Raw genomic sequence first — 21,886 nt, 5'->3', positions numbered from 1 at the left:
TCCGTTTATTTCTTAGTCTTAATTTATTTAATGGCTGCAGTGTCTTCTAAATCGTCGAGCAGGATACGCTTAATCTCTAAAATAGCCGCAGCGGTTTCCTGAACACTGTGGCCAGAGACAATAACTGTTTCAGATACCGCTTCAGGCAGGTGAGCGCTTTGGTAGGGAACTAAGCCATCATCACTGTCTTCTAGCTTTCCATCAGAGTGCGTTCTGGCAATGATAGAGTGATAGTTCACTGTCGAAGATATAGGGAGCGTCGCAGCAGCCAAAATGAAGTCATCATCCGCGTTTAAGTTATCAACACTATTGGGGAGGTAAAGCGGTTTTTTTTGACTTAAGGCGGGATCATCAGCGCTGCCTTGAAGCACATCAGCAAAATCTTCGAGAATAGTTAACGGCAGTTTGATCATGCTTGCGACAAAACGCCCTATTCTTTGTCCTGCGAAGGGGGTGCCTTGGTGAGGCGCGGCAATAAAGATTGCCCGAGACACTTCTGGCATTGGATAGAATTGTAATATTGGCTTAATGTGCGCTTCAATGCGTTGCCGACGTTTGGGTTCGAACTCAACATCCCGGAGTACTTCGCTCATCAGGTTTTCACTGGACGATACCATTAACCGGGCGATGACACCGCCCATACTGTGGCCCATAACGACCATGTTTTTTGATGCTGTCGCCGAACCTTGTGGATCATAATGATGAAGCACTGCATTGATAGTATTGCGGATCTCGAAGTGATTAATCGGGATAGGAATATTAGTGGGGTAATATACCTGCCACACCTGAAATTTTTTGCGCAGTATTTCATCACCCATTATTTCATTTGCCACGTTTACCCAAGCTTCAGGGCTACTGGCCAGCCCATGGATCATTAAGATAACCCTTCGGTCCGGATCATATGGCTGCATCAAGTATACATGTGGTTTGTCGAAGTTTTGCTCACGGCCCAGTAAGGTACGTATCGACTGCCGGGCAAAACCCGCCTGAGCCAGCCACAGCCCATAGCCTGCGGTAAAGTGTCCGGCTAAAGGGATATGTTGCTCGTATAGCTCGGTAGCAAAGTGCCGGTAAGGATCATACACAGCGAAAGTCACTTCAGTAGTGGCTAAAATGTCTGCAAGGGAATCACTTTCAAAGCGCAATAAAGCGGTAACAACCGGGTACGGCATCTCGCTCCAGGTTGGTCTGGCTGGTGCGTGATCTTTGCTATCGCTATTTCTGGCCAGAACGCCAGCATTAGTTTTCACGCTTCGATCAGCAACCAACTCTGCGCCAAAACCATCGCGTCGATACTGACTGCGAAGCCCTGTAAAAGCCAGAGAGGGCGCGGCAAATAAGTTATGGATAGGTTGCTCACTTTGCGCAATATTGGTGCCTGACAAATCTGTTTTGATTACCCAGCCACTCATGGAAAATGGGGCGATGTCAGGACTGACATTATTACTCCGCTCATGCGCTTCAAACAGAATGGTAGCCGTCTCTTGCACGGCTAAATTGTAATAGTCACGTACCTGAGTTTGCCTGTCTTCAAATGCCCGCTCTCCGGCAGAGCGGTTAGTAAAAAACAGATAAACATAGGCATAGCGGGCGGCCTGTAGCCAGGCATGCAGGCGTGCTTCGGCTGCTTTTGTTTGCGATATTGACAGCGCCTGTTGCACCCAGAGTTCCGACAAAGTAGATAAACGTCTTTCATCATTAATGCCGCTTGTTTGCAGCAGTGCGGCAATGCATTCATGGCCGGGGTTATCTAAATCGAGACAGGCGCTAACATCTAACCCGGCTACTTTTATCGTCTCTATTGACGCTGCGCTCGGTGTGTTGCCGGTAAGCACATCACCCCGTTTAATTCTGATGTACTCGTCAGTATTCATTGAGCGAACTGCAACTGGGCTATCGAACTGCTTTAGGGTACTGCAGGCATTAAGTAAGGCTGAACACAGCAGGATAAAAAATAGCCAGGCAAGTTTGTTAAAGCTTAAGGTCATTACTAATCCTCTTTGGAAATTGCGGCTATATCATTTCTGATCGCACGGGAAAAATTGGGATCTTCGTTTGCTTGTTGCGCGCGAACATTAATATAACCCGATGTTTGTAACTGACTATAGCTATAACCTGGTATTAAAGCGCCCTGATCATAAGCATACTCGGCAAAATGGCCTGACAACAAAAGCCGGTAATCTAGGGGTATACCTGGTGCAATCTGGCGGGCTAGATCAAACACAATGGTTGTACAATTGCTTGTTAGGGTATTGTAAAACTGCGGTGTGGTGCGCAGTGACTCTGCCATTGTCAGGTAACCCAAAAACAGGGTACGAAGTTGCTGCGGGTTTAACGCCAAAGGATATAGATAAACGTCTTCATTTCGGGCGTTACTTCTGGTCAAAATAATGTCCCGTTCGTCTGCGGCAATAACAACTTGCTCAAACTGTCGGAATAAACCACCTATGGCGGAGAAGGATTCATGCCGCTCTTTACGGATCTCTAAAGAAAAAACCAGCTGTTGACCGTTATTAAAACCAAAAGACACCAGGGTGTGCGCAATATGCGGCCCCATCCAATAAGAGAGAATTAAGTCGGCCGAAACCAACTGCTCTAAATTGTAGTGGCGGGTTTGCCAGTTTGCTGTGTAGTCGCTTTCACTACGCCATTTGAAATTACGTACATTATACAGCGTAACCTGGTTACCCTGCATCTCCGATTTAAGCAAATAAGCAACATCATCAGCCCAGTCACGTTGATGAGAGGGGGTAACAGTTTGCCACCAAATGAGTAATATTGCGCCTAAGAGCAGGTAAGCAATCAGCAAGTTGCGCATTCTTCGCCGATATCTATACCCTAGCGTTATTACACAAGCGATACCTAAGACACTCCAGCATGTCAGGACAAACAAGCTTACAGCAAAAGGGAAATCATATAATTGATACCATAGCGCCAGGCTTCCACACGCCGTTGAGATTAAGAGTATCAAGCCAACTAGCAATCGCAACATAGAGATATACATAGAGTTTCCAAAGTTATAGCCAACACCATAGCAACGCAGCTATGTCTAAACCAGTATCTTCGAGACCAACCAGGGGGGGCTCGCAACCTAAATAGTTAATCTGCATATTTAAGCCAACAACGGCTTTGGCTTGACATGCTAATTAAACTACGATTAAATTTCGGACTGACTGGTCAGTCCGAAATTTATCTTAACCAAATAGAGTGAAAGCCAAAATTAATGAGAGTGAACCTAAACGGGTACACAAGAGTGCCGGGCAACGAGAAGATGAGATTCTGTTTGCCGCGTCACAAGTTTTTGCTGATCGCGGTTATCAGAGAGCCGATGTTCAAGCGATTGCTGATCTGGCGTGTGTTGGTAAAGGCACGGTTTATCGCTATTTTTCAACTAAAGAAGTGTTATTTAAAGCGGCGATGCATTATCAGTTGAACTTACTAGTCAGTCGTCTTGAGGTCGTGCGAGATAACCATCTTGAGCCGCTGAGCCGGCTTTATGAAATGATGCGAGTATTTCTTAAGTACTTTGACCAGCATCCTGAAACAATAGAACTTTTTGTACATGAGCGCGCCGAGTTTGGCCGTGAAATTATGCCGATATATTTTCAGCTAAAAAATGAAGAATCTCATAAATGATTGTTTATTTTCGCCGATATCCAGCAACATTACCCAGTAAGACCTGAGCTGAGCACGGAAGAGATGTCTTCACTGTGTGGTGAGTTATTGCACGGTAGCCTCTATATGACCATGGCAAAGCAGCCTCCAGTCACAGCAGTTAGCCGGTTAGAACAAGTTTTTTCATTTTATATACACGGCATTATGCAGATTGACGACCCGCTAAAGCTTATCCAGCGACAGTAACAAGTTTTTTAACATTGTACTTTTTGTAACTACGGAGAAACCCCCTATGACGTTTAATACCAAGCCAACTTTGTCAGGCAGAAAAAGCCTGAGCTGGCTTAACATTGCTGGTATGTTAAGTGCAGTTTTAATGTTAAGCGCCTGCGGTGGTGAAACATCAGAAGAGAAAAGCGCCGCTGCGGCGCCAGCGATGCCGGTAACAATTGCAGAAGTCACGACGCAAGCGGCAACTTACCAAGTGCAATACCCGGCCCGGGTAAGAGGGGCCAGGGAAGTTGAAGTGCGGGCCCAGGTCAGTGGTATTTTGCAGCAACGACATTTTGAAGAAGGCAGCTTTGTTGAAAAAGGCCAACCGTTATTTCAGCTAGATGCAGAGCCCTTTCAGTTGGCGATCGAGTCAGCAACAGCTGATTATTATGATGCTAAAGCTAATCAGCAACAAGCACAGCGCGAGTGGGACAGGGTAGCTGAGCTTTTTAGCGAAAAGGCGGTAAGTACGCGAGAGTATGATCAGGCTCAGGCTCTGTTCGCAGCAGCGAATGCGCGGCTTACGCGTGCCGGTTCAGCGTTAAGTGATGCAAAGCGAAACCTGCGCTATACCAAAGTAGAGGCACCGATAAGTGGTTTGGTAAAAATGGAAGTGGTGTCTGAAGGAAATTTGATTGCGCAAGGCGCAATTCTAACCGAACTGGTACAGATCGATCCGGTTCAGGTGCATTTTGCTATCCCACAGGCTGATATGTTGCGCTATCGCGATAATACCATTGAGCAGCGTGCTGCAGTTGAAAACATCCAATTCATCTCAGAGCAGGGTGCAGCATTCGCAATAAAAGGCACGCTAAATTATCAGGCGCCTAGCGTTGACCCTGCCACTGGCCGTGTATTGCTAAGGGCGATTGTCAATAACGCCGATAATAACATGCTGCCAGGTCAATTCGTACGTGTCGCACTGAATCTCCAGCACTTCGAGCAGGCTATTTTAGTCGAACCCAGTGCGATCAGCCAAGGGGCAGAAGGCCCACAAGTCTTTGTCGTCAATAACAGTAATCAGGCTGAAGCTAAAAAAGTGACTCTTGGTCCGGTTATCGACGGTAAACAAGTCGTCCTCACGGGCTTACAAGCAGGCGATAAGCTGGTGGTTAATGGTCAGGTTGCCTTGCGCAACGGTGTTGCGGTGCAGATCACTAACGGCTAATCAGCCAACAAGGACTAATTATGTTACGTTTTTTTATTGACCGACCGCTTTTTGCTTCGGTTATCTCCATTATTATTATGATTGCTGGGACTGTGGCCTTACGAACACTGCCTATTGAGCAATATCCCGATGTTGTACCACCGCAAGTCGTGGTCACTGCAACCTACCCAGGGGCCAGCGCTGATGTATTAAGTAACTCAGTAGCGACACTACTGGAGCAAGAAATAAACGGCGTAGATGATATGCTGTATATGGAAACCTCCAGTAACGATTCAGGTATGTTGCAGATAACCGTTTCGTTCCAAATGGGCACCGATCCGGATCAAGCGACCATTAATGTTAATAACCGGGTGCAAGCTGCTACCGCACGCTTACCGCAAGCGGTTCGCGATTTAGGGGTAAGAGTTGAATCGCGCTCCACCAATATTTTGATGGTTATTGCTCTGTATTCTGATGACAACAGCATTAGTGAACTAGATATTAGTAACTATGCACTGCTCAATGTCTTGGATGAGTTGGTGCGGGTAGAGGGGGTAGGTAATGCTTCTCTGTTTGGTGCACAAGATTATTCAATGCGCATCTGGACCGATCCGGCTAAATTGGCCGAATATGGTTTAAACTCGGCGGATATTACCAATGCAATACGCGATCAAAGTGCGCAGTATGCTGCCGGGCGTTTTGGTGCAACACCCGGCCCGTCCGGTATAGCGTTTACTTACACCGCTACCACCGACACTCAGTTAACTACGCCGGAACAATTCTCTCAGGTGATTCTACGTTCAGATGAAACAGGTAATGCTATTCGACTGGGGGATGTGGCACGGATAGAGTTGGGAGCGCAAGATTATGGTTTTTCCGCTGCCTTTAACAACCAAGGCAGTGTACCGCTGGGGGTATATTTGCAGCCGGGTGCCAATGCGCTCGAAACGGCTCAGAATATTCATAATGTGTTAAATGACTTACAACAGCAATTTCCGGCCGGATTGTCTTATCAGATACCCTACGATACCACTGAGTTTATTCAGATTTCGGTGGATGAAGTTATCATAACCTTGTTAATAGCAGTGGTGCTTGTGGTATTGGTTACCTTTTTGTTTTTACAGCATATTCGCGCCACCTTAATTCCGGTTGCGGCGATACCTGTATCACTTATTGGTACTTTTGCCGGGATGCTGGCGTTAGGCTTTTCTATTAATATGTTGACGTTGTTTGGTTTAGTGTTGGCCATCGGCATCGTGGTAGATAATGCCATTATTGTGATGGAAAACGTTGAGCGACTTATTGCTGAAAAAGGCATGACAGCGAAAGATGCAGCCATCGAAACCATGAAGCAGGTTTCCGGTGCGGTGCTGTCTTCCACCTTAGTGCTGGTAGCTGTGTTTGCACCGGTGGCTTTTCTGGGCGGTTTAAGCGGCGAGCTGTATCAGCAGTTTGCGGTAACTATTGCCGTATCGGTCGTGGTGTCAGGTGTAGTTGCACTAACATTAACGCCCGCTATGTGTGCCTTATTGTTAGATAAACAAAGCCACAAAGTCTCTGCGCCTTTTGCACTGTTTAACCGGTTTTTCGATAAGCTGACGAATGGCTATGTGGCTGGTGTATCATTTTTAATCCGGCGCTGGCTGCTTGGCATCGCCCTTTTTATCGGTTTTAGTCTTGTCACCGTGGTGTTAGTCAGCCGTATGCCAACTGGCTTGGTACCGGCTGAAGATCAAGGTGTAGCTCTGGCCGTTGCGCAATTACCTCCAGCCTCCTCATTGGCACGCAGTGAACAGTTTCGTGATCAGCTGTCAGAACAAATTCTGGCAATGGATGGGGTAGAGGATTTTATTGCCTTTGCCGGTTTTGACATTTTAACCAGCTCGATGCGCACCAACTCGCTGGCCGGTTTTATAAATTTAAAAGACTGGAGTGAACGTACCGGTGCAGGGTTAAGTGCGCAGGAAATTGCACAAAAGATTATGGGCATGGGCTTTGGTATGCAAGAAGCCAATGTGTTTGTTTTTGTGCCACCACCCATTCAGGGGCTGTCTTTAACCGGTGGTGTAGAAGGCTATATGCAGTTACGCGGCGAGGCTGATCCAGATGCACTCAATAATATGGCGCAGCAGGTGGTTGCGGCAGCAAATCAGCGGCCGGAATTAGTCGGTGTGCGTAGTATGCTGGAAACCAATGTACCGCGCTATATGCTGCAAGTTGACCGCGAAAAAGCTCAAACTATGGATGTACCTTTAAACGCGCTGTTTAGCACCCTGCAAACTACCTTTGGCTCCAGCTACATTAACGATTTCTCTTACCGGGGTCGCTTGTGGCAAGTCAATATGCAAGCAGACGGTGAATATCGTCAGTCACCGGAAAATCTGCGGGATGTCTATGTGCGGGCAAACAGCGGTGCAATGGTGCCGGTAAGTGAGCTAGTGACCGCAGAACGCGTGACAGGTGCTGATGTGTTGAATCGCTTTAACCTGTACGCTGCAGCTAAAATTATGGGTGATCCCGCTCCCGGCTATACCTCCGGCCAAGCAAAAATGGCACTGGATGAGGTTATTAACGGTTTTCGCGATCAAGCTAATATCCAAATGGGCTGGGTCGGCGAAGCTTATCAATTAGACGCTGCGTCTGGCGCGGCCGCTTCAGCTTTTGGGTTGGGCTTGTTGATGGTTGTGTTAATACTTATTGCGCAGTATGAACGGATTAATTTGCCGTTTGCTGTTGTTACTGCCGTACCCTTTGGTGTTTTTGGGGCGGCGCTATTTTCAATGCTTCGGGGATTCCCTAACGATGTCTATTTTCAGGTAGGTTTATTAGTGCTTATTGGTTTAGCTGCCAAGAATGCGATTTTGATCGTCGAGTTTGCGGCGCAAAACCGTAAAGAGGGGATGAGCTCTACTGATGCTGCTATTACTGCGGCACGCCAACGTTTTCGGGCGATTATCATGACCGCCGCGACTTTTATCATCGGGTGTTTACCACTGATGTTTGCGTCAGGTGCAGGTGCAGCGAGTCGTCAGGAAATCGGCACTGTGGTGGTAGGTGGCATGATAGCTGCCAGTTCACTTGCCTTATTCTTCGTACCTTTGGCCTATAAAGTGTTAGAAGACTTTAGTGGCTGGTACCGCAATAGAAACGTTAAATCATCCGCTATGCAAGGATTTGAACATGACTAAGCACAGTTTAAATTTAACTTTAGTGGCGCTGAGTATAGCTTCAGTCAGTTTGCTCAGTGGCTGTACTATGGGGCCTGATTATGAAAAAGCGGATATCGCATTGCCAGATCAGTGGTTATCTCCTATCGCTCAGCGTAACGAGCAACAAACCGATTGGCAGAAGTGGTGGCAGCAATACGATGACCCAGCATTGAATGCTTTGGTGGAACGAGCGTTGCAAGATAACCTTAATTTGCGACTGCAGCTGTCCCGTATTGAACAAGCACGCGCAGAACTCGGTTTTGAGCGGGCAAATCGTTGGCCAACCTTGTCGGCACAAGCTGCCGTAAGCCGAGAACAGCAACCCGCTGCTGCTATGGTTGCCTCCCCCGGTGGGAACAGTGTTAATAACCAATACAGCGTGACCGGAATGTTAAGTTACGAAATTGATTTATGGGGGCGCTTAAGCCGGCAACGTGAGGCGGCTGCAGCCTTGTTAGAACAATCAATATTGGCTGCAGACGCAGTCAGGTTAGCTCTGGCTGCTGATGTTATCAGCTATTACTTTAGTGTACAGGCCATACATCAACAATTGATGATCCTTGAAGCTAATATTGATTCGTTAAATCAAACGCTGGCGATAGAGCAGCGTCGCTACGAGCTTGGTGCTACAGACCCTTTGACCCTGCAGCGTAGTAAAGCGGCTTTGGCTGGAGCAACAGCGATGCTGCCCGATTTACAAGAAACACTTCAGTTAAGTCAAAGCGCGCTGGCTATTCTGGTCGGGTATAGTCCACAGGAACTGCTGAGTAAAGTGAGTTTTGGTCAGCGCTCCATGGCGGATTTAAGTATACCGGATAAGCTACCTGCACATACTCCATCAGAACTGTTATTAAACCGACCCGATGTGCGGGCGGCGGAAGCTAATCTGAAGGCCGCCAATGCCCGAATTGGTATTGCGCAAGCCGCCCGATTTCCGAGCTTTAACTTGAATGCTGTAGGAGGTAGCTCTGCACTAAACAGTAGTTATTTATTTAGTTCAGGTGCAGAGCATTGGTCTGTAGCCGGAAATCTAGCGGCGCCACTATTTGATTTCGGTCGTTTAGCGCGTCAGGTAGAAAGTGCAGAGGCGCAGCGTGAGCAGGCTAATGTCGCTTATCAGCAAACAGTACTTGCTGCTGTGGGTGACGCGCAAGATGCTATTTCGCTACTTCACATTTCGGCAACACGCGCACAAGCTTACACAGAGCAACATCAAGCCCTGGCAGAGAGTCACAGGCTGGCGCAGTTACAGTATAAGGCTGGAGCGATAAGTTCTTTTGAGTTATTAGCCAATCAACGCGAGCTATTGAATACTGAAATTGCAGTTACAGATGCCAAGCGTCAGCACTTGTTAGCATATACCACGCTATTTAAGGCTTTTGGTGGTAGTTGGCAAACTGATAACTGAATTAGTAAGCTTTCAGCTAGTATTATTTAGATAAGACCGATAAATTTGCCTGGTTTTACATAGTGTAAGATTGGGCTTTTTTTGCGCCCTGGAAGGCTAGAGAATGTGTAGGAATACAGTTTACCGTGTGGTATGTCTGGATGGATATGTTACAAGACAGCTGAGGGATCCCCACAAATTTCCCCCATAATATCAACTCTTTGCCAATTTGATTAATGCCCAGTCCCACTGAGCAAGCCAGTGCACGATTTGCTTTAGCCCTTGCTGATAATGTTGTCTACGAATGGGCAGCTTAGGTTCATTACAAAGCAATATGCCAAGGAAATTCAGAGCAAGTACCCTTCGACTTTTTACCGTGTTAGCCTGATATCGTAAGTGTACGCCTGCTATTTCACCTGCCGCCCCCAGTAGGTAGTGGAACCAATTTGCCAGTGCCGCCAATAGCAGCAATATATTTAAACGTGATTTGGATTTGGTGCCATGCAAGTCACTCCCTAAGCCATAACGCGGGCTTTTCTGGTCACGGAAGCTTTCTTCAATTTGCATTCGGCTGCTGTAGCATTTAGCGATTTTATTCGCATAGTCATGACACTCAGGTAACGATGAAACCAACAACCAGGGTTCTTTGTAAGACTTATTTTTGTCTCGTTTTAATAGCTTATAGCCTTTACCAACCAGAATAGCGCGGGTTTCATACTGCTGCGTCTGAGTCAGCACGATTGTGCCTAAGTGTTTGGGGGTAGCGCGAGCTTTTTTATAAAGCACATTGACGGTCATAAACTCTGTTTGCTCTGCCAGTTTAAGCTTCACGTTACCTCTGACTCTGGCGACATAATGCCAGCCTAATTTGCGTACCTGCTTAAGCCAGGGCACTTTGAAGCCCGCATCGGTGACAATAACCGGCTTACAGTCTTTGGGTAACATGGCCTTGAGCTGTTTTAAAAATGCGCGGTGTACATGTGGGCAACTATAGTCTTCTGCCGCCGCCACTTTTTGTAATAGCGTGAGTGCTCTGCCATCAGTGGCCATACTGGCCCGCAGAATAAAATGCCGTTTCGCGGTATCGGCGTTGCTCCAGTCAACCAAAATAAGCGGCTGAGATTTACTGCTCACGACAGATTTGGTCATTGCCGCATAGATAAGAGGCAGTTCCCGTTGCAGATTGGCATTGTTGAGTAATCTGTCTGCACGCTTAATGCTGACTTTATCCGACGAGCCTGGCATAGCACGCCCAATAGCTGTAACGGTGCAACGAGCATCTTTAGCAAGCGCAGTAACCGCGTCTAGTAGGACAGAAAATCGGGCTTTATGCATGGTTTGGGGGGTGACAAATCGGAGGAAATCAGCGAGCATAGTTTTAACATTCATGGCGGTACTCTTGGTTAGATGTTTTTGGCGAAAGATCAGATCGGGAAACGCCATGAATGTTCCCTAATCGCCTAACTTTTTATTTTAGCTAATGAATTTCTGGGGATACCTCAGACAAGACAGATAGAATATCTATCCGCCTTGAGCTGGCGATACATAGCACCCGACATGTATGGTAGTATGTCTAATAAGCACCTGGCCTATATCTGGCAGGGGTAATTCAACCATTTACTCTCTTAAACCTGCCTAAATGAGACTAGGATGATTAACTTACTTAGCCGATCAGATCGCAACCTTCTGATTTAGTTCCCTCGAATTACGCAACAAAGCCCAATTGAAGCTGGTAAGAATCTTAAATGTATTGAAATTCCTCCACAAAATAATGAATACGGAATTATTAAGATTAGTGCTGTGACCTGGGGTATTTATGATGAAGGACAAAGTAAAACTCTCCCTAGCAAAGACCTGTTTATTGAGTCACGCAGAGTTAATGTTGGTGACTTTTTGATCTCTAGAGCAAATACAATAGAGTTATTAGGTAACCCTGTAATAGTTCATCGAGTAACCAAAAACCTTATGTTAAGCGATAAGGTTTTACGTTTAGTTATGAGAGAAGAAGATAAGTCTTGGGTAAGTATTTTTCTTCGGTCTACTGATGGTCGTAAGGAAATAGAGTCGAGATCTACTGGAAATCAAATGTCTATGCGTAATATTGGACAGAAGGCTTTACTAGATATTGATATGCCTAAAGCGCCTGATCGTGAACAAACCGAAATCGTTCGCCTTGTCGACCAATACTTCGCTTTTGCCGACACCATCGAAGCGCAGGTGAAAAAAGCCCAAGCGCGGGTGGATAACCTGACGCAAAGTATTTTGGCCAAAGCCTTCCGCGGTGAGCTGGTGGCGCAAGACCCAAACGATGAGCCCGCCGATAAGCTGCTTGAGCGCATTGCCAAGGCGCGTAGTGAGGCCGAGCAACTGGCGAAAGCGGCGATAAAAGCCGTGAAAGCAGGTCGTAAAACAAGGATAAACTAATCGAATCCGGCTTGGAGTGGCAAAGCATACGGTGTCGCTTCAAGCCATATCATCACTAATAAAAATCAACACGTTGGCTAACATTATGCAAAAAAATACCCTGACTCTTTCCAAGGTTTGGCATGGAGTAAAATTCTTTTTTAAATGGCTATGGTTAATTAACCTGTGTCTACTTGGCCTTACCCTCACTTTGGTTGGCAATTTCTTCTTGATGTTTGAATATTCTTTCTCGTTATCAGAGCTAGATATTATTGAAACGTCGTTTATTGTTTTCTTAGTCATGTTTTTTTACCGCTATATTCAACTGTGCCGGCGAAGTGACGCGCCTTTGGTGCGAAAAATTATCACGCCATGGGTGCATCAAGCCTATTTGGGGTTATTTTCTATCGGTCTAATCCTGATCGCGATTAAGTTTTCTGATTTTGACTGGGACCAACCGCTAGACCCTATCGATGAGATTGTGGGATATCTTTGCAGTGTCGCCGTGTTTAGTTATAGCTATTACCGCGTGAGTAAACTGTCGAATCAACAAGTATCAACAACACCAGTTGCCAATACGCAAGGAGCGACACAATGAAATCTATCCATTACTTAACTGCTTTTCTTTTCTTGTTTGCTGTGCCAAGCCATGCTCTGATGCATTCCGATGCAAAGCCCGGCAGCACCGAGTTTTTGATCTCTGCTTGTCAGGAGTACACCGAGCTCTACGAGAAAAAAGACCAACCACGTTTTGGCGCATTTCTCACTACCTCAAAAGAAGAGAGCTTTCGTGCTGGCTATTGCCTTGGTGCGATTATGCATACCAACAGCACATGTTATTCCTCTAGGTCGTCTGTCTATCGTGCGGCGCAATTGATTGCCTCGAGTAAAAAGATGGATTTCTATACCGAGAGCCGCCTACTGGAGCAGGCAGTATGTCGTTAGTGAACACCAATCAGGCAGTAAAAGCTTTATTTGGTCTTGAAAATAGTGAACCTCTACGCTCTAAAGCGAACAGTTATCTACGCAACGACGTTATTCCGCCATCATTGATTGTTGATGAAGGATTTAGCGACGCAAGTATGGGTAAGCGTGGTAAGAAATTGCTCAAATCTCAGGCAGTGGATTGTTTGTTTAACGCGCTAGTGCTGGACAGTTTTTTTAATGATTCGAAGTTGGTCAAAGCAATTTTTGAAGATTCAGCAAAGCGAGTCACCAATGCAGCTCTGTGCGAGGAAGTGCTACTAAAAGCGCAAGCCGTCAATGAGGTGATGCATTTATCTGTGGCGGCGCAGCAATTTCTCAGCCAGTTGCGCGACGATGCGTTCAATTTACGTGAGTCTCGCTTAGTGTGCCCGTTTGCTGAGCAGCGTTTGCCACAAATGGATTTGGCGATGCAAAATACCGGCTTGCTGTACCAATTGCTCAGAGCGCAGCGCCTTTCTCTCTCACATAAAGAACAAATCTTACTCTGCTGGTTAGAGCAAGATCTCTTGGCGGCAGCTCAGCTCGCTGACCAAGTAGATTTGGCGCTTTTACAGCGAGATATGGCGTTAGCGGAGCTTGTGCAAAGGGTTCGTAGAGAGTACCAAGAAGCGCAAAGTTTCAACGCGCTATTAAATTGCTTACCGGACTAAAAAACGCTTTTTTGTGCAGTGCACAAATCAACACTACTCCTACCAACCAAAAGGAGTCGTGTTATGAATACCGTAAACCAGTTAGTCATCAATTATCACATCACAGAAAAATGCAACTACGATTGCCATTATTGTTATGCCAAATGGGCAAAACCGAATGAGCTGCACCGCAATGTCGATGAAATGAAGAAAGTACTCAGCAAACTTGCTGAGTACTTTCTTTCCCCTAATCCTATCCAGCAACAACTGCAATATAAGAGTGTCAGGCTCAATTTCGCTGGCGGTGAACCGTTACTTCTCAAGCAACGGTTCACCGATGCGCTTGATTATGCCATCGACTTAGGCTTTAAAGCTTCAATCATCACCAACGGACATTTAATCAGCGATGCGTTTATTGCTGAGCAAAGCCACAAACTGCAGCTTTTGGGGGTGAGTTATGATGCCAGCCAATTTGAGGTGCAAAAGCAAATTGGCCGCATCACTCGTTCTGGCAATATACTTTCTGCACAAAGGCTACAAGCCATTTTTCAGCAGATAAGACATCACTCACCCACGACAGAGCTGAAAATCAACACCGTGGTAAATCACTATAATACCGAGGGGGATTTCACCGCTTTGATCGAAGCTCTTCAGCCGAATAAATGGAAAGTGCTGCGAGTTCTACCAGTATTTAATTCGATTCAAACCATTAGTGAACAGCAATTTTCGGCATTTGTCGAGCGGCATCAGCGCGTGGCGCATTGCATGTCGGTAGAGAATAACGACTCCATGACCAACTCTTATTTGATGCTCAGCCCTGACGGCGCTTTGTTCCAAAATGGTAATGACTCATCAGGCTATATTAAAAGTCGCCCTTTGCTCACAACACCGATTGATGTCGCTTTAGCCGAAGCGGGGTTTGATGCTGCCAAGTTTGCCTTGCGTTATTGAAGGGAGCAACGGGTATGAAGATTCAAAGCATCACCAATAAACAGGGGGCGATAATGACGTTAATCATTACCAAAGCGCCTAGTCGCATTGTGAATAAAGCGCAGCGGCTGATTCTCAGATTAAGAGAGCACGAGGTTGGACGAGGAATGCGGCCAAAAGTTATTCAACGAGACAGGCGCTGGTTGAGTTATCGGATCAATCGTAACTATCGCTTATTGGTTAAGCGCTCATGTTGCCATTATGGCCCTTACTACTGTGTCAGCCATGCGGAGTTTGATCATTGGGCGAAACATTAAATCCTGCTCAATAGACATGTTCTAAAAAATACTCAACAAGAAGGTAAGCATGAATAAATTTATCGTTTATGAAGGGCTCGATGCCTGCGGAAAAACCACGTTAAGTTCGCGCTACGCACAAGAGAGAAATACCACCGTTCACTCTGCGATTATTAAACAAGCTGAACCGTTAAGAAAAATGATTGATGCAAGCCAGTCTAAGGAGAGTGCATTACTGTTTTTTATGCTCAATAACTTTTTAAAAAGTGAGGAAGTAGCGAAAGCACGAGAGACGGAAGATGTGATATTTGATCGCTATCTATTTTCAACCTTGGCCTACCAGAGCATTTTATTGGGCGAAGAGAAAGTGAGGACGATGTTTGATGTGCTGAATATTGCAAATAATATCTTGCTGCCAGATGTTATAGTTTTTGTTAAAGCCGATGCCGAAACCATAAACAATAGAATTAAAGTCAGAGGGGGTGAGATTCAATGGTACGGTGATGCCGTCACGCAAAATCATTGTGTGGAATCGGCCTACAAGATGATTTTTAACTGGTTTGATATTCCAATTATAGAGATAGATACATCAGAAAAATTTGGTTTATCGGTCGAAGAAACGTACCAGCTCATGAAAGAGCAGATAGATTGCGTTGTTTATAAGTAAAACGGTCGCTGCTTTGCTATCTTTATTGGCTTTGCGTAACCGTGAAGGCTTAAGCGTAGATAATGACTAAGTACTGGCACTGATTATCAAAGCGCGCAAGGTGGCCGAGCAACTGGCGAAAGCGGCGAAAAAAGCCGTGAAAAGTCAGCGATAATTGTTCACTAAGCTTAAGATCGGTGCCCTAATCGGGTGGCCGATCTTAGTCTTTCCACTCCCGATATCACTTTCATAAGCTTATTATCCTCCCCATCCGGCCAAAGCTTGGTTACTCTTTTCGCAACAAGATTTCCAGCGAGAGGCTGTCATCGAAAGCTAGTCAGCGAATTTATCGCTTGAATCCATTATCGAATGCTGTCAAGCGGCTTAATTTGCACGGCAAGAACTGGTTGTGATCTTAATTCAAACTTATTACCTGGCATCAGAGGCTCTGCCAGCGGGTTTGCCAACCCCTTTAAGGTGTTGATTAAGAGATAACCATTTGTGCTTGAGCCCAAGCACAGAAGCAAAAACCGATCACAATTTGGTTGTTTTACATGAGAAATTGCACTCAAAAACCGAGTTTATTATCCAATTTTAGTGTATATAAACGCATAGCAATCAGTTGATTAATATTTTATTTATCAATAGTGTTTTTTTAAACGTCAGTTAGGACGGAAATTTTCTTACTAGGGATTAACAATGAAGGCTAACAATTCAACGGCTTTAGTAGATGCGGATGACTTGATTAAACGGTCATCAGGCATTTTGGAAAGAAAGCAAGATGAAAATAAACCGATTATTGCCGTTTGGGGCATGATGAACGCGGGTAAAAGTTATCTGCTGAATATGTTGACACAGCATTACAACGCAGAATTCTTTCCAACTAATGATATTCGAGAAACCGCAGAACTGAAGTTATTTGAGGGAGAGTCTTATATTTTTCTCGATACACCAGGACTGGATGCTAATAAAGATGACGACCTGATTGCACTAGGTGGAGCTGCACAAGCCGATCTCGTTCTCTTCGTACATCAGCCTCAAGGAGAACTAGAAAAACTTGAGCTGGACTTTCTTAAACAATTAAAAGAGTCATTTGGCGAATATGCAGAACAACAAATTGTTTTGGTGATCAGTAAAGCCGATGCAGAAAGCCAGGATAAGATTGAACAGATTGAACAAAAAGTTCTTGAGCAATGTCATGAGTATTTAGGTTTTTCACCAGTGAGTTTTCAGATCTCCGGCACTCGTTTTCATAAAGGGATTCAACTATCTAAAGATGGTTTGGTAAAAGCGAGCCATTTAGAAGAATTAAAGCAACATATTGACGATTTAAGTATTGACTTTTATGCCATACGTCAAGAGAAGCAACGATGTGCTATTAACGACTTATTAGAGGATGTTTTGAAATTAGAACAGGATCTCTTTGATAAAAAAGAAAAAATTATCAATGATTTAGATTCGAGATTTTCCATTTTTAACGAAGCTATGTCTTCGCTAGATCTTAGCATGACCTCAAAAAAAGCTGAGTTTATGAAAGCAAGATTACAAGGAGTTTAGAAGATGGCATTACCTTGGTTAATTGGCGCGGCAGCAGTCGCATTAGGAGCGGCAGTTGTCTCTGCCATTAGTGATGATAGCGATTCAGGCAATGGTGATGACGATGGTGAAGAGCGTCGTCGTCGAGAGCGTGCAGAAAAAGAGCGAAAAGAAAAAGCTCATAAAGAAAAACTGCAAGCAATGAAAGACGCTTTTATTGAAAATGGTCTGGAGCGAGTAAATGAGCTGGAACAGAGCTTGAGTGGCTTAATACAAGTTTCAGTTTTGGGGAATCAACCATTTAAAGCGGTTCTAGATAATGAAGATTCTAATAGGGAATTGTTGAGTCCTAGCTATGTGGAAATCAATGATTTACCCTTTTTATCTCAGGAAACTCAGCAAAACTTGGTTAAATTTGAATCTCTGTATGATGTGGAATTAGAGCCAGAAGATGATCTGATTCAAGATGCTCAAACGCTAAAAGCGATTGACGACAAATTGGAGCAGTTACATCAGCTACGCAGTGAGCTTGAATTATCAATTTACAGCAAATAGGTTGAAAAGGAATGGCAGAGGTTATTTTACGGCAAGACTTGCTAAAGTCTTTTCAGGCATTACAAAGTTCTTTTCAGGCAGCTTTAACGGATGCCAAACAAATTAATAGCGAATTCGAAAAAATTCAAAAACGCTTTTCGGTACGTTTGGCGGCGCATATAAGACAGACCAAAGAACGCTTACCTGAAACTCACCCCCTGACGGCTCAAATTGATGGGATCTTATCGGCGATCAGTGACACTGATAAAGCATGGCAAGAGAATTTAAATTCTTATGATAAAGGTTTAGCATTTCGTAAGAACTTCCAAGATTCTTTATTGGTCTTTGTGTTTGGTAAGGTTAAGTCCGGTAAAAGTTCACTGGGTAATTATATGGCTTGGGGACAGACTGACCCAGTGATTGACTTAAAAGAGAAAGTTCCTGAATATTTACAGCCAGAATACTTTACAGCTGATAATACTCAAGTCACAAATGGTGATGCTGAAAATGAAGCGGTGCATCGCCAAGAGTTTCGTGTGGGTGCAATAGAAGCGACCAGTTCGATCCAAGGTTTTCGCCTTCCTGGTTTAACATGGGTTGATTCTCCGGGGTTACATTCTGTTAATGGCATTAATGGTAAATTAGCCCAAGAATATGTCGATCACGCGGATTTAATCCTCTATACCATGCGTTCCGATGCCCCTGGACGGGCTAGTGATATGATGGAAATTCGTGAGTTAAAGGAGAAGAAAAAGGAAATCCTTATTTTAGTTACTGGAAGTGATATTAATGAGGAGAACTGGGACGATGAGCTAGATACGTTAGTCACTAAATTGAACATGAAATCTGAGCAGACTCGGCTTCAGCAGCGTGAATATATAGCAAATCAATTAGATGGAATTGTTAGTGAAGATATTGTTTCGCTCTCAGCTCGTTACGCACAAGAGTATTACTCTGATGACTTCGCAATGAAAAATAGTGGGATGACTCAACTTTTTAGTCATTTATCCAGCATTTCTCAAAATCACGGTGTGCAGGTTAAGCGTTCTGTTCCCTTGAAAAACTTTAGTGTTTTCTTAGGCCATTGTTTAAAAAAGTTACAACCTTATAAACGGTTAATTGATGATCTTGATGAAAAGATAAACCATTTAGAAACATCGGTACCTCAGGTCATGACTCGATACTCTAGAGAGTCAGAGTTGAAGATGAGCTCATTTATCAATCAAACATTTGATGAGTTAGAGCGACAGCGAAATAACGAAGAGCTGATCAATCAAGAATTAAGAAAGGCACGTCATAGTTGGAATGTTCAACTTCAGCAATTGATTGGTGATGCTTTAGAGCGTGGTTTAGCCGAAATTTCTCATGAGTTGAAAAATGCAGCAGATAAAACTTGGCACAGCGCATCATTGGAATTACCGAATTTTTCTATAGAGAAAGTGACCGAGCAAGTTCCGGTTGGTTTTAAACCGAGTACGAAAAAACGAGGCCGAGGTATTGGTGGAATGCTAGGTTCCGTGGCTGGGGGAGTTGGTGGATTTCTCATAGGTGGCCCTGCTGGTGCTTTCATCGGTGCTTCAGCGGGCGGTACGCTGGGTGGAATGGCAGGGGGATCCTATGGTGAAGATGCTCAAGTAAGATTAAAAACGATTGAGTTAAATGTCGGTGATAACCTTGAGTTATTGAAAAAACAGGTGCGTGATAACTATGTCACTGTGGTACGTGATGTAATTAAACATGAATCTGAAAAAGTGCTTTCCAATGCCTTAGTAGAGATGAGATCCGTTACCCAATTGATTAAAAATGAACTCGATGTGGTTAATATTAAGATCGAAGAATTACAGCAGTTATCTATACAAAAAATAGAAAATAAGGTGGCTTAAGATGATAAATAGCGCCGAGCTATATAGAGGTTATACAGAAACAAAAAAACTGCTAGCAGAATATCCAGAGATGCAGCAGCCGTTTCAAAATGTGGAGATTCTATTTGAGGATAAGAAGTCTTCCCCAGATCTTAGTGTTATGGTTTATGGCATTTATAATGCTGGTAAAAGTACTTTAATTAACGCATTAATTGGTTCTGAGGTTGCTGCTACCGGTGATGTTCCTTTAACCGATAAAATAACCTCTTATCAATGGAATAATTTTTGTATTTTAGATACCCCTGGAATCGATGCGCCACTAGAACACGAGCAAGTTACCAAGGCTCAAATGCTAAAGGCTGATGTAGTGATTTTTGTTGTCAACCCTTCAGGTGCAGCTGAAGAAGAGAAAACAATGACCAGCATTATTGATCTCATTATTGAAAAGAAAAAAGTGTTTCTAGTCCTTAATGAAAAGAATCTTCTTTCTCAAGAAGATTTTATTCGATTGAAAAATGATACGCGTATACGCCTACAGATACTTGCGGTTGAGAAAGGTGTTGATTCGGTCTTAGCGGATATCCCAATTTTTCGTATTAATGCTGCTCGCGCATTAAAAGGAAAACTTTCAATACAACAAGGTTTAATTGAGCACAGTGGTATTACTGAGCTAGAAAGTGCTCTAGAGCACTTTTTTACTTCAATTGGTCAGGGTGATGTAAATCAACGCCTCGCTCATTCACTAGAGTCATTTTTAAATTACTTTATAAAACAATTAGCCAATAATGAAAGCAACCAATTGGTCTCTCGTTACGAAGAGTTATGTCGTAAGCTGATTGTGAATCAAGATATATGTCGAGATAATATTAATCAGGAAATTTTAATAAATCGAAAAAACATTGAATCAAAAAGTAAAGCATCGATGTATAGAAATTCTGAAAATTGCATGGTTGAGATTGAAGAATACTATAAAGAAGCGGGTAGATCGGTTGCTGGTGTTATGGATTATGAGTTGAATTATTTAATGACTCAATTTAATGATGATGTTGATACATTCGCCGCCAAAATAACTTTGCAGCAAGAAGGGCCTAGTATTAAGGAGCTTTCTCATTGTGCAAACTCTGAATCAATGGCTTCTAACCTCCAATCAAATATAGATACAGAAGCTTTAAGTAAAGCGGCAGGTTCAGTGGTGAAAATGGCAAAACCAGAGCATGTCGTTGGTGGTTTGAAGTTGGTTAAAGATTGGGCTCCTTCTTTGATGAAAGGGATCGGACCGAAAACTATGGAAAAATGGGCAGGGCAAGTCATTAGCAAGTGGATACCATATGCCGGCGCTGCAGTGACGGTTATCTCTTCGCTGTATGATTTGTTCTCTGAAGATCCCGCTGATAAACAAATGCGCGATCAAACGAAAAAAATGCAGCAGGAACGTGAACGCTTTGAACGAGAAGTCGAGGATACTGCAAGAGACCTTGCAGAACAGTTTGAGCGTTCAATGAAGCAAATTTTGCGGCAGGAGTTAGAACCAATTCTGCTGCAAATGACACAAAAAGTAGAAGCGACACTTGATAGCGCTAATGTTCAAGATAAGGCTAATAGAGCTGCAGTTATGGCTGCTCAGACTTTATTGGTGACGATAAAATAAAATGTTATCGAACCAACTTAAGCCGTTTCCATGTAGCTCTTGTGGACTCTGTTGCCGCCGAGTAAATCAAAGTATAGAGACGGCTTTTCTTGATCGCAGTGATGGAGTTTGTCGTTACTTTGATGAGCAAACGCACTTATGTTCTGTTTATGAACAGAGGCCATTAGTTTGTCGCGTTGAAGATTACTATAAAGAAAATTTAGCATCTTCGATAACTTGGGACGCTTTTATAGATCTTAATGTTGAGATTTGTAATGAATTACAACGTTTATCAAGAATACAAAATGAGTAGCCTTTACAATGCCATTTCCTCCCAAACCTTATAAATTGAGTTGCCCGCAGTGTGGCTGGAGTTCAGTGCGGGCGCCAAAAAGTGATGTACTCTCACCGCTAGACTTACCCAAGGCATGTCCTCAATGCGGCTGTGAATCGTTAACTAAGCAGGCTGCATCATTGGTTGAAAAAACGCTAGCCGAGTTATTTCGGAAATTCTGAACTGGGCAAGATAAGCTATTGGTATAATGCTTTCCCTCTTAATCAATGGGTATAGAAGCAGTAGGTGTTATTGCTCTTCGAAAGCCGTATTCTCCGCTGGTAACAAACTTGTAACTATTCACCCACGAGCTATTGACGACGGTTTACGCTAAAAATACTGGTGCCTGATAATCAACTTTCAACATGTGATGTTCGACGATTTCACGCAGCCATTTATAAGCAGAGACCTGCTGAAGTTTGGCTGTTTCTATCAGCGAGAACATTCGTTCGCGGAACTGGTCGCCTCGAT

The 21,886-nt window shown here is 44.1% G+C and carries 17 protein-coding genes and 1 pseudogene; 15 read left to right on the top strand and 3 right to left on the bottom strand.

Translation table 11 applies throughout. The features are described 5' to 3' along the window. Positions 1 to 23: 23 nt before the first annotated feature. Together FKN93_RS14070 and FKN93_RS14065 are read right to left on the bottom strand one after the other, a co-directional pair. Positions 24 to 1,988 (bottom strand): alpha/beta hydrolase, encoded by a 1,965-nt coding sequence (locus FKN93_RS14070; protein WP_170905355.1) that lies wholly within the window; start codon positions 1,986 to 1,988, stop codon positions 24 to 26. Between the two features lie 2 nt (positions 1,989 to 1,990). Continuing rightward, positions 1,991 to 3,004 (bottom strand): DUF4105 domain-containing protein, encoded by a 1,014-nt coding sequence (locus tag FKN93_RS14065; RefSeq protein ID WP_170905354.1) that lies wholly within the window; start codon positions 3,002 to 3,004, stop codon positions 1,991 to 1,993. A gap of 203 nt (positions 3,005 to 3,207) precedes the next feature. Here FKN93_RS14065 and FKN93_RS14060 point away from each other — a divergent pair, with 203 nt between their 5' ends. From FKN93_RS14060 to FKN93_RS14045, 4 genes are all read left to right on the top strand, one after another. Beyond that, positions 3,208 to 3,636, top strand: a complete 429-nt coding sequence (locus FKN93_RS14060; protein WP_170905353.1) for a TetR/AcrR family transcriptional regulator — start codon at positions 3,208 to 3,210, stop codon at positions 3,634 to 3,636. A 271-nt stretch (positions 3,637 to 3,907) separates the two neighbouring features. Then, positions 3,908 to 5,056, top strand: a complete 1,149-nt coding sequence (locus FKN93_RS14055; protein WP_170905352.1) for an efflux RND transporter periplasmic adaptor subunit — start codon at positions 3,908 to 3,910, stop codon at positions 5,054 to 5,056. Between the two features lie 20 nt (positions 5,057 to 5,076). Further along, on the top strand, positions 5,077 to 8,223 hold the full coding sequence (locus FKN93_RS14050; RefSeq protein WP_170905351.1) for a multidrug efflux RND transporter permease subunit: 3,147 nt from the start codon (positions 5,077 to 5,079) through the stop codon (positions 8,221 to 8,223). Further along, positions 8,216 to 9,652 carry an efflux transporter outer membrane subunit gene (locus FKN93_RS14045; protein ID WP_170905350.1) on the top strand — a complete coding sequence of 479 codons (1,437 nt, stop codon included), beginning with the start codon at positions 8,216 to 8,218 and terminating at the stop codon, positions 9,650 to 9,652. The genes FKN93_RS14050 and FKN93_RS14045 overlap by 8 nt, the downstream gene beginning before the upstream one ends. Positions 9,653 to 9,844: 192 nt before the next feature. Here FKN93_RS14045 and FKN93_RS14040 read toward each other — a convergent pair whose 3' ends face one another. Then, positions 9,845 to 11,020: an IS4 family transposase gene (locus FKN93_RS14040; RefSeq protein WP_170905349.1), complete on the bottom strand. Its 1,176-nt coding sequence runs from the start codon at positions 11,018 to 11,020 to the stop codon at positions 9,845 to 9,847. 762 nt (positions 11,021 to 11,782) lie between these two features. On the opposite strand from FKN93_RS14040, the pseudogene FKN93_RS14035 reads away from it, so the two are divergent. The 11 genes and pseudogenes from FKN93_RS14035 to FKN93_RS13985 all read left to right on the top strand — a co-directional run. Next, a pseudogene (locus FKN93_RS14035) lies at positions 11,783 to 12,055 on the top strand (type I restriction endonuclease subunit S); the annotation flags it as partial. 85 nt (positions 12,056 to 12,140) lie between these two features. Next, positions 12,141 to 12,632 (top strand): hypothetical protein, encoded by a 492-nt coding sequence (locus FKN93_RS14030; RefSeq protein ID WP_170905348.1) that lies wholly within the window; start codon positions 12,141 to 12,143, stop codon positions 12,630 to 12,632. Further along, entirely contained in the window at positions 12,629 to 12,979 is a 351-nt protein-coding gene (locus tag FKN93_RS14025) for a hypothetical protein (protein ID WP_099612245.1), read from the top strand. The genes FKN93_RS14030 and FKN93_RS14025 overlap by 4 nt, the downstream gene beginning before the upstream one ends. Then, on the top strand, positions 12,970 to 13,671 hold the full coding sequence (locus FKN93_RS14020; RefSeq protein WP_170905347.1) for a hypothetical protein: 702 nt from the start codon (positions 12,970 to 12,972) through the stop codon (positions 13,669 to 13,671). The genes FKN93_RS14025 and FKN93_RS14020 overlap by 10 nt, the downstream gene beginning before the upstream one ends. Positions 13,672 to 13,734: 63 nt before the next feature. Continuing rightward, a complete protein-coding gene (locus FKN93_RS14015) occupies positions 13,735 to 14,601 on the top strand; it encodes a viperin family antiviral radical SAM protein (RefSeq protein ID WP_170905346.1) in 867 nt (288 codons plus the stop codon). Positions 14,602 to 14,615: 14 nt separating this feature from the next. Beyond that, positions 14,616 to 14,897, top strand: a complete 282-nt coding sequence (locus tag FKN93_RS14010; protein ID WP_170905345.1) for a hypothetical protein — start codon at positions 14,616 to 14,618, stop codon at positions 14,895 to 14,897. A 49-nt stretch (positions 14,898 to 14,946) separates the two neighbouring features. After that, positions 14,947 to 15,543, top strand: coding sequence for a deoxynucleoside kinase (locus FKN93_RS14005; RefSeq protein WP_170905344.1), 597 nt, complete (start codon positions 14,947 to 14,949; stop codon positions 15,541 to 15,543). A gap of 678 nt (positions 15,544 to 16,221) precedes the next feature. After that, complete coding sequence (locus FKN93_RS14000) at positions 16,222 to 17,079, top strand: GTPase (RefSeq protein ID WP_170905343.1); 858 nt, start codon at positions 16,222 to 16,224, stop codon at positions 17,077 to 17,079. 3 nt (positions 17,080 to 17,082) lie between these two features. Further along, a complete protein-coding gene (locus FKN93_RS13995; RefSeq protein WP_170905342.1) occupies positions 17,083 to 17,613 on the top strand; it encodes a hypothetical protein in 531 nt (176 codons plus the stop codon). A gap of 11 nt (positions 17,614 to 17,624) precedes the next feature. After that, the gene (locus FKN93_RS13990; RefSeq protein ID WP_170905341.1) at positions 17,625 to 19,475 is read left to right on the top strand and encodes a dynamin family protein; all 1,851 of its coding nucleotides are present in this window, start codon (positions 17,625 to 17,627) and stop codon (positions 19,473 to 19,475) included. Between the two features lies 1 nt (position 19,476). Further along, positions 19,477 to 21,102, top strand: coding sequence for a dynamin family protein (locus FKN93_RS13985; RefSeq protein WP_170905340.1), 1,626 nt, complete (start codon positions 19,477 to 19,479; stop codon positions 21,100 to 21,102). The last annotated feature ends 784 nt before the right edge of the window (positions 21,103 to 21,886 follow it).

The sequence above is a fragment of the Vibrio sp. A8-1 genome, assembly GCF_013048685.1.
Lineage (GTDB): Bacteria > Pseudomonadota > Gammaproteobacteria > Enterobacterales > Vibrionaceae > Vibrio > Vibrio metschnikovii.
The sequence above is the reverse complement of the archived record's forward strand: the minus strand, read 5'-3'. Positions and strand labels throughout refer to the sequence as shown.

Coding starts and splice junctions, on each gene's coding strand:
- FKN93_RS14050 (WP_170905351.1), top strand. CDS start 5,077: ATGTTACGTTTTTTTATTGACCGACCGCTTTTTGCTTCGGTTATCTCC.
- FKN93_RS13995 (WP_170905342.1), top strand. CDS start 17,083: ATGGCATTACCTTGGTTAATTGGCGCGGCAGCAGTCGCATTAGGAGCG.
- FKN93_RS14000 (WP_170905343.1), top strand. CDS start 16,222: ATGAAGGCTAACAATTCAACGGCTTTAGTAGATGCGGATGACTTGATT.
- FKN93_RS14045 (WP_170905350.1), top strand. CDS start 8,216: ATGACTAAGCACAGTTTAAATTTAACTTTAGTGGCGCTGAGTATAGCT.
- FKN93_RS14070 (WP_170905355.1), bottom strand. CDS start 1,988: ATGACCTTAAGCTTTAACAAACTTGCCTGGCTATTTTTTATCCTGCTG.
- FKN93_RS14020 (WP_170905347.1), top strand. CDS start 12,970: ATGTCGTTAGTGAACACCAATCAGGCAGTAAAAGCTTTATTTGGTCTT.
- FKN93_RS13990 (WP_170905341.1), top strand. CDS start 17,625: ATGGCAGAGGTTATTTTACGGCAAGACTTGCTAAAGTCTTTTCAGGCA.
- FKN93_RS14065 (WP_170905354.1), bottom strand. CDS start 3,004: ATGTATATCTCTATGTTGCGATTGCTAGTTGGCTTGATACTCTTAATC.
- FKN93_RS14005 (WP_170905344.1), top strand. CDS start 14,947: ATGAATAAATTTATCGTTTATGAAGGGCTCGATGCCTGCGGAAAAACC.
- FKN93_RS14040 (WP_170905349.1), bottom strand. CDS start 11,020: ATGAATGTTAAAACTATGCTCGCTGATTTCCTCCGATTTGTCACCCCC.
- FKN93_RS13985 (WP_170905340.1), top strand. CDS start 19,477: ATGATAAATAGCGCCGAGCTATATAGAGGTTATACAGAAACAAAAAAA.
- FKN93_RS14015 (WP_170905346.1), top strand. CDS start 13,735: ATGAATACCGTAAACCAGTTAGTCATCAATTATCACATCACAGAAAAA.
- FKN93_RS14010 (WP_170905345.1), top strand. CDS start 14,616: ATGAAGATTCAAAGCATCACCAATAAACAGGGGGCGATAATGACGTTA.
- FKN93_RS14025 (WP_099612245.1), top strand. CDS start 12,629: ATGAAATCTATCCATTACTTAACTGCTTTTCTTTTCTTGTTTGCTGTG.
- FKN93_RS14055 (WP_170905352.1), top strand. CDS start 3,908: ATGACGTTTAATACCAAGCCAACTTTGTCAGGCAGAAAAAGCCTGAGC.
- FKN93_RS14030 (WP_170905348.1), top strand. CDS start 12,141: ATGCAAAAAAATACCCTGACTCTTTCCAAGGTTTGGCATGGAGTAAAA.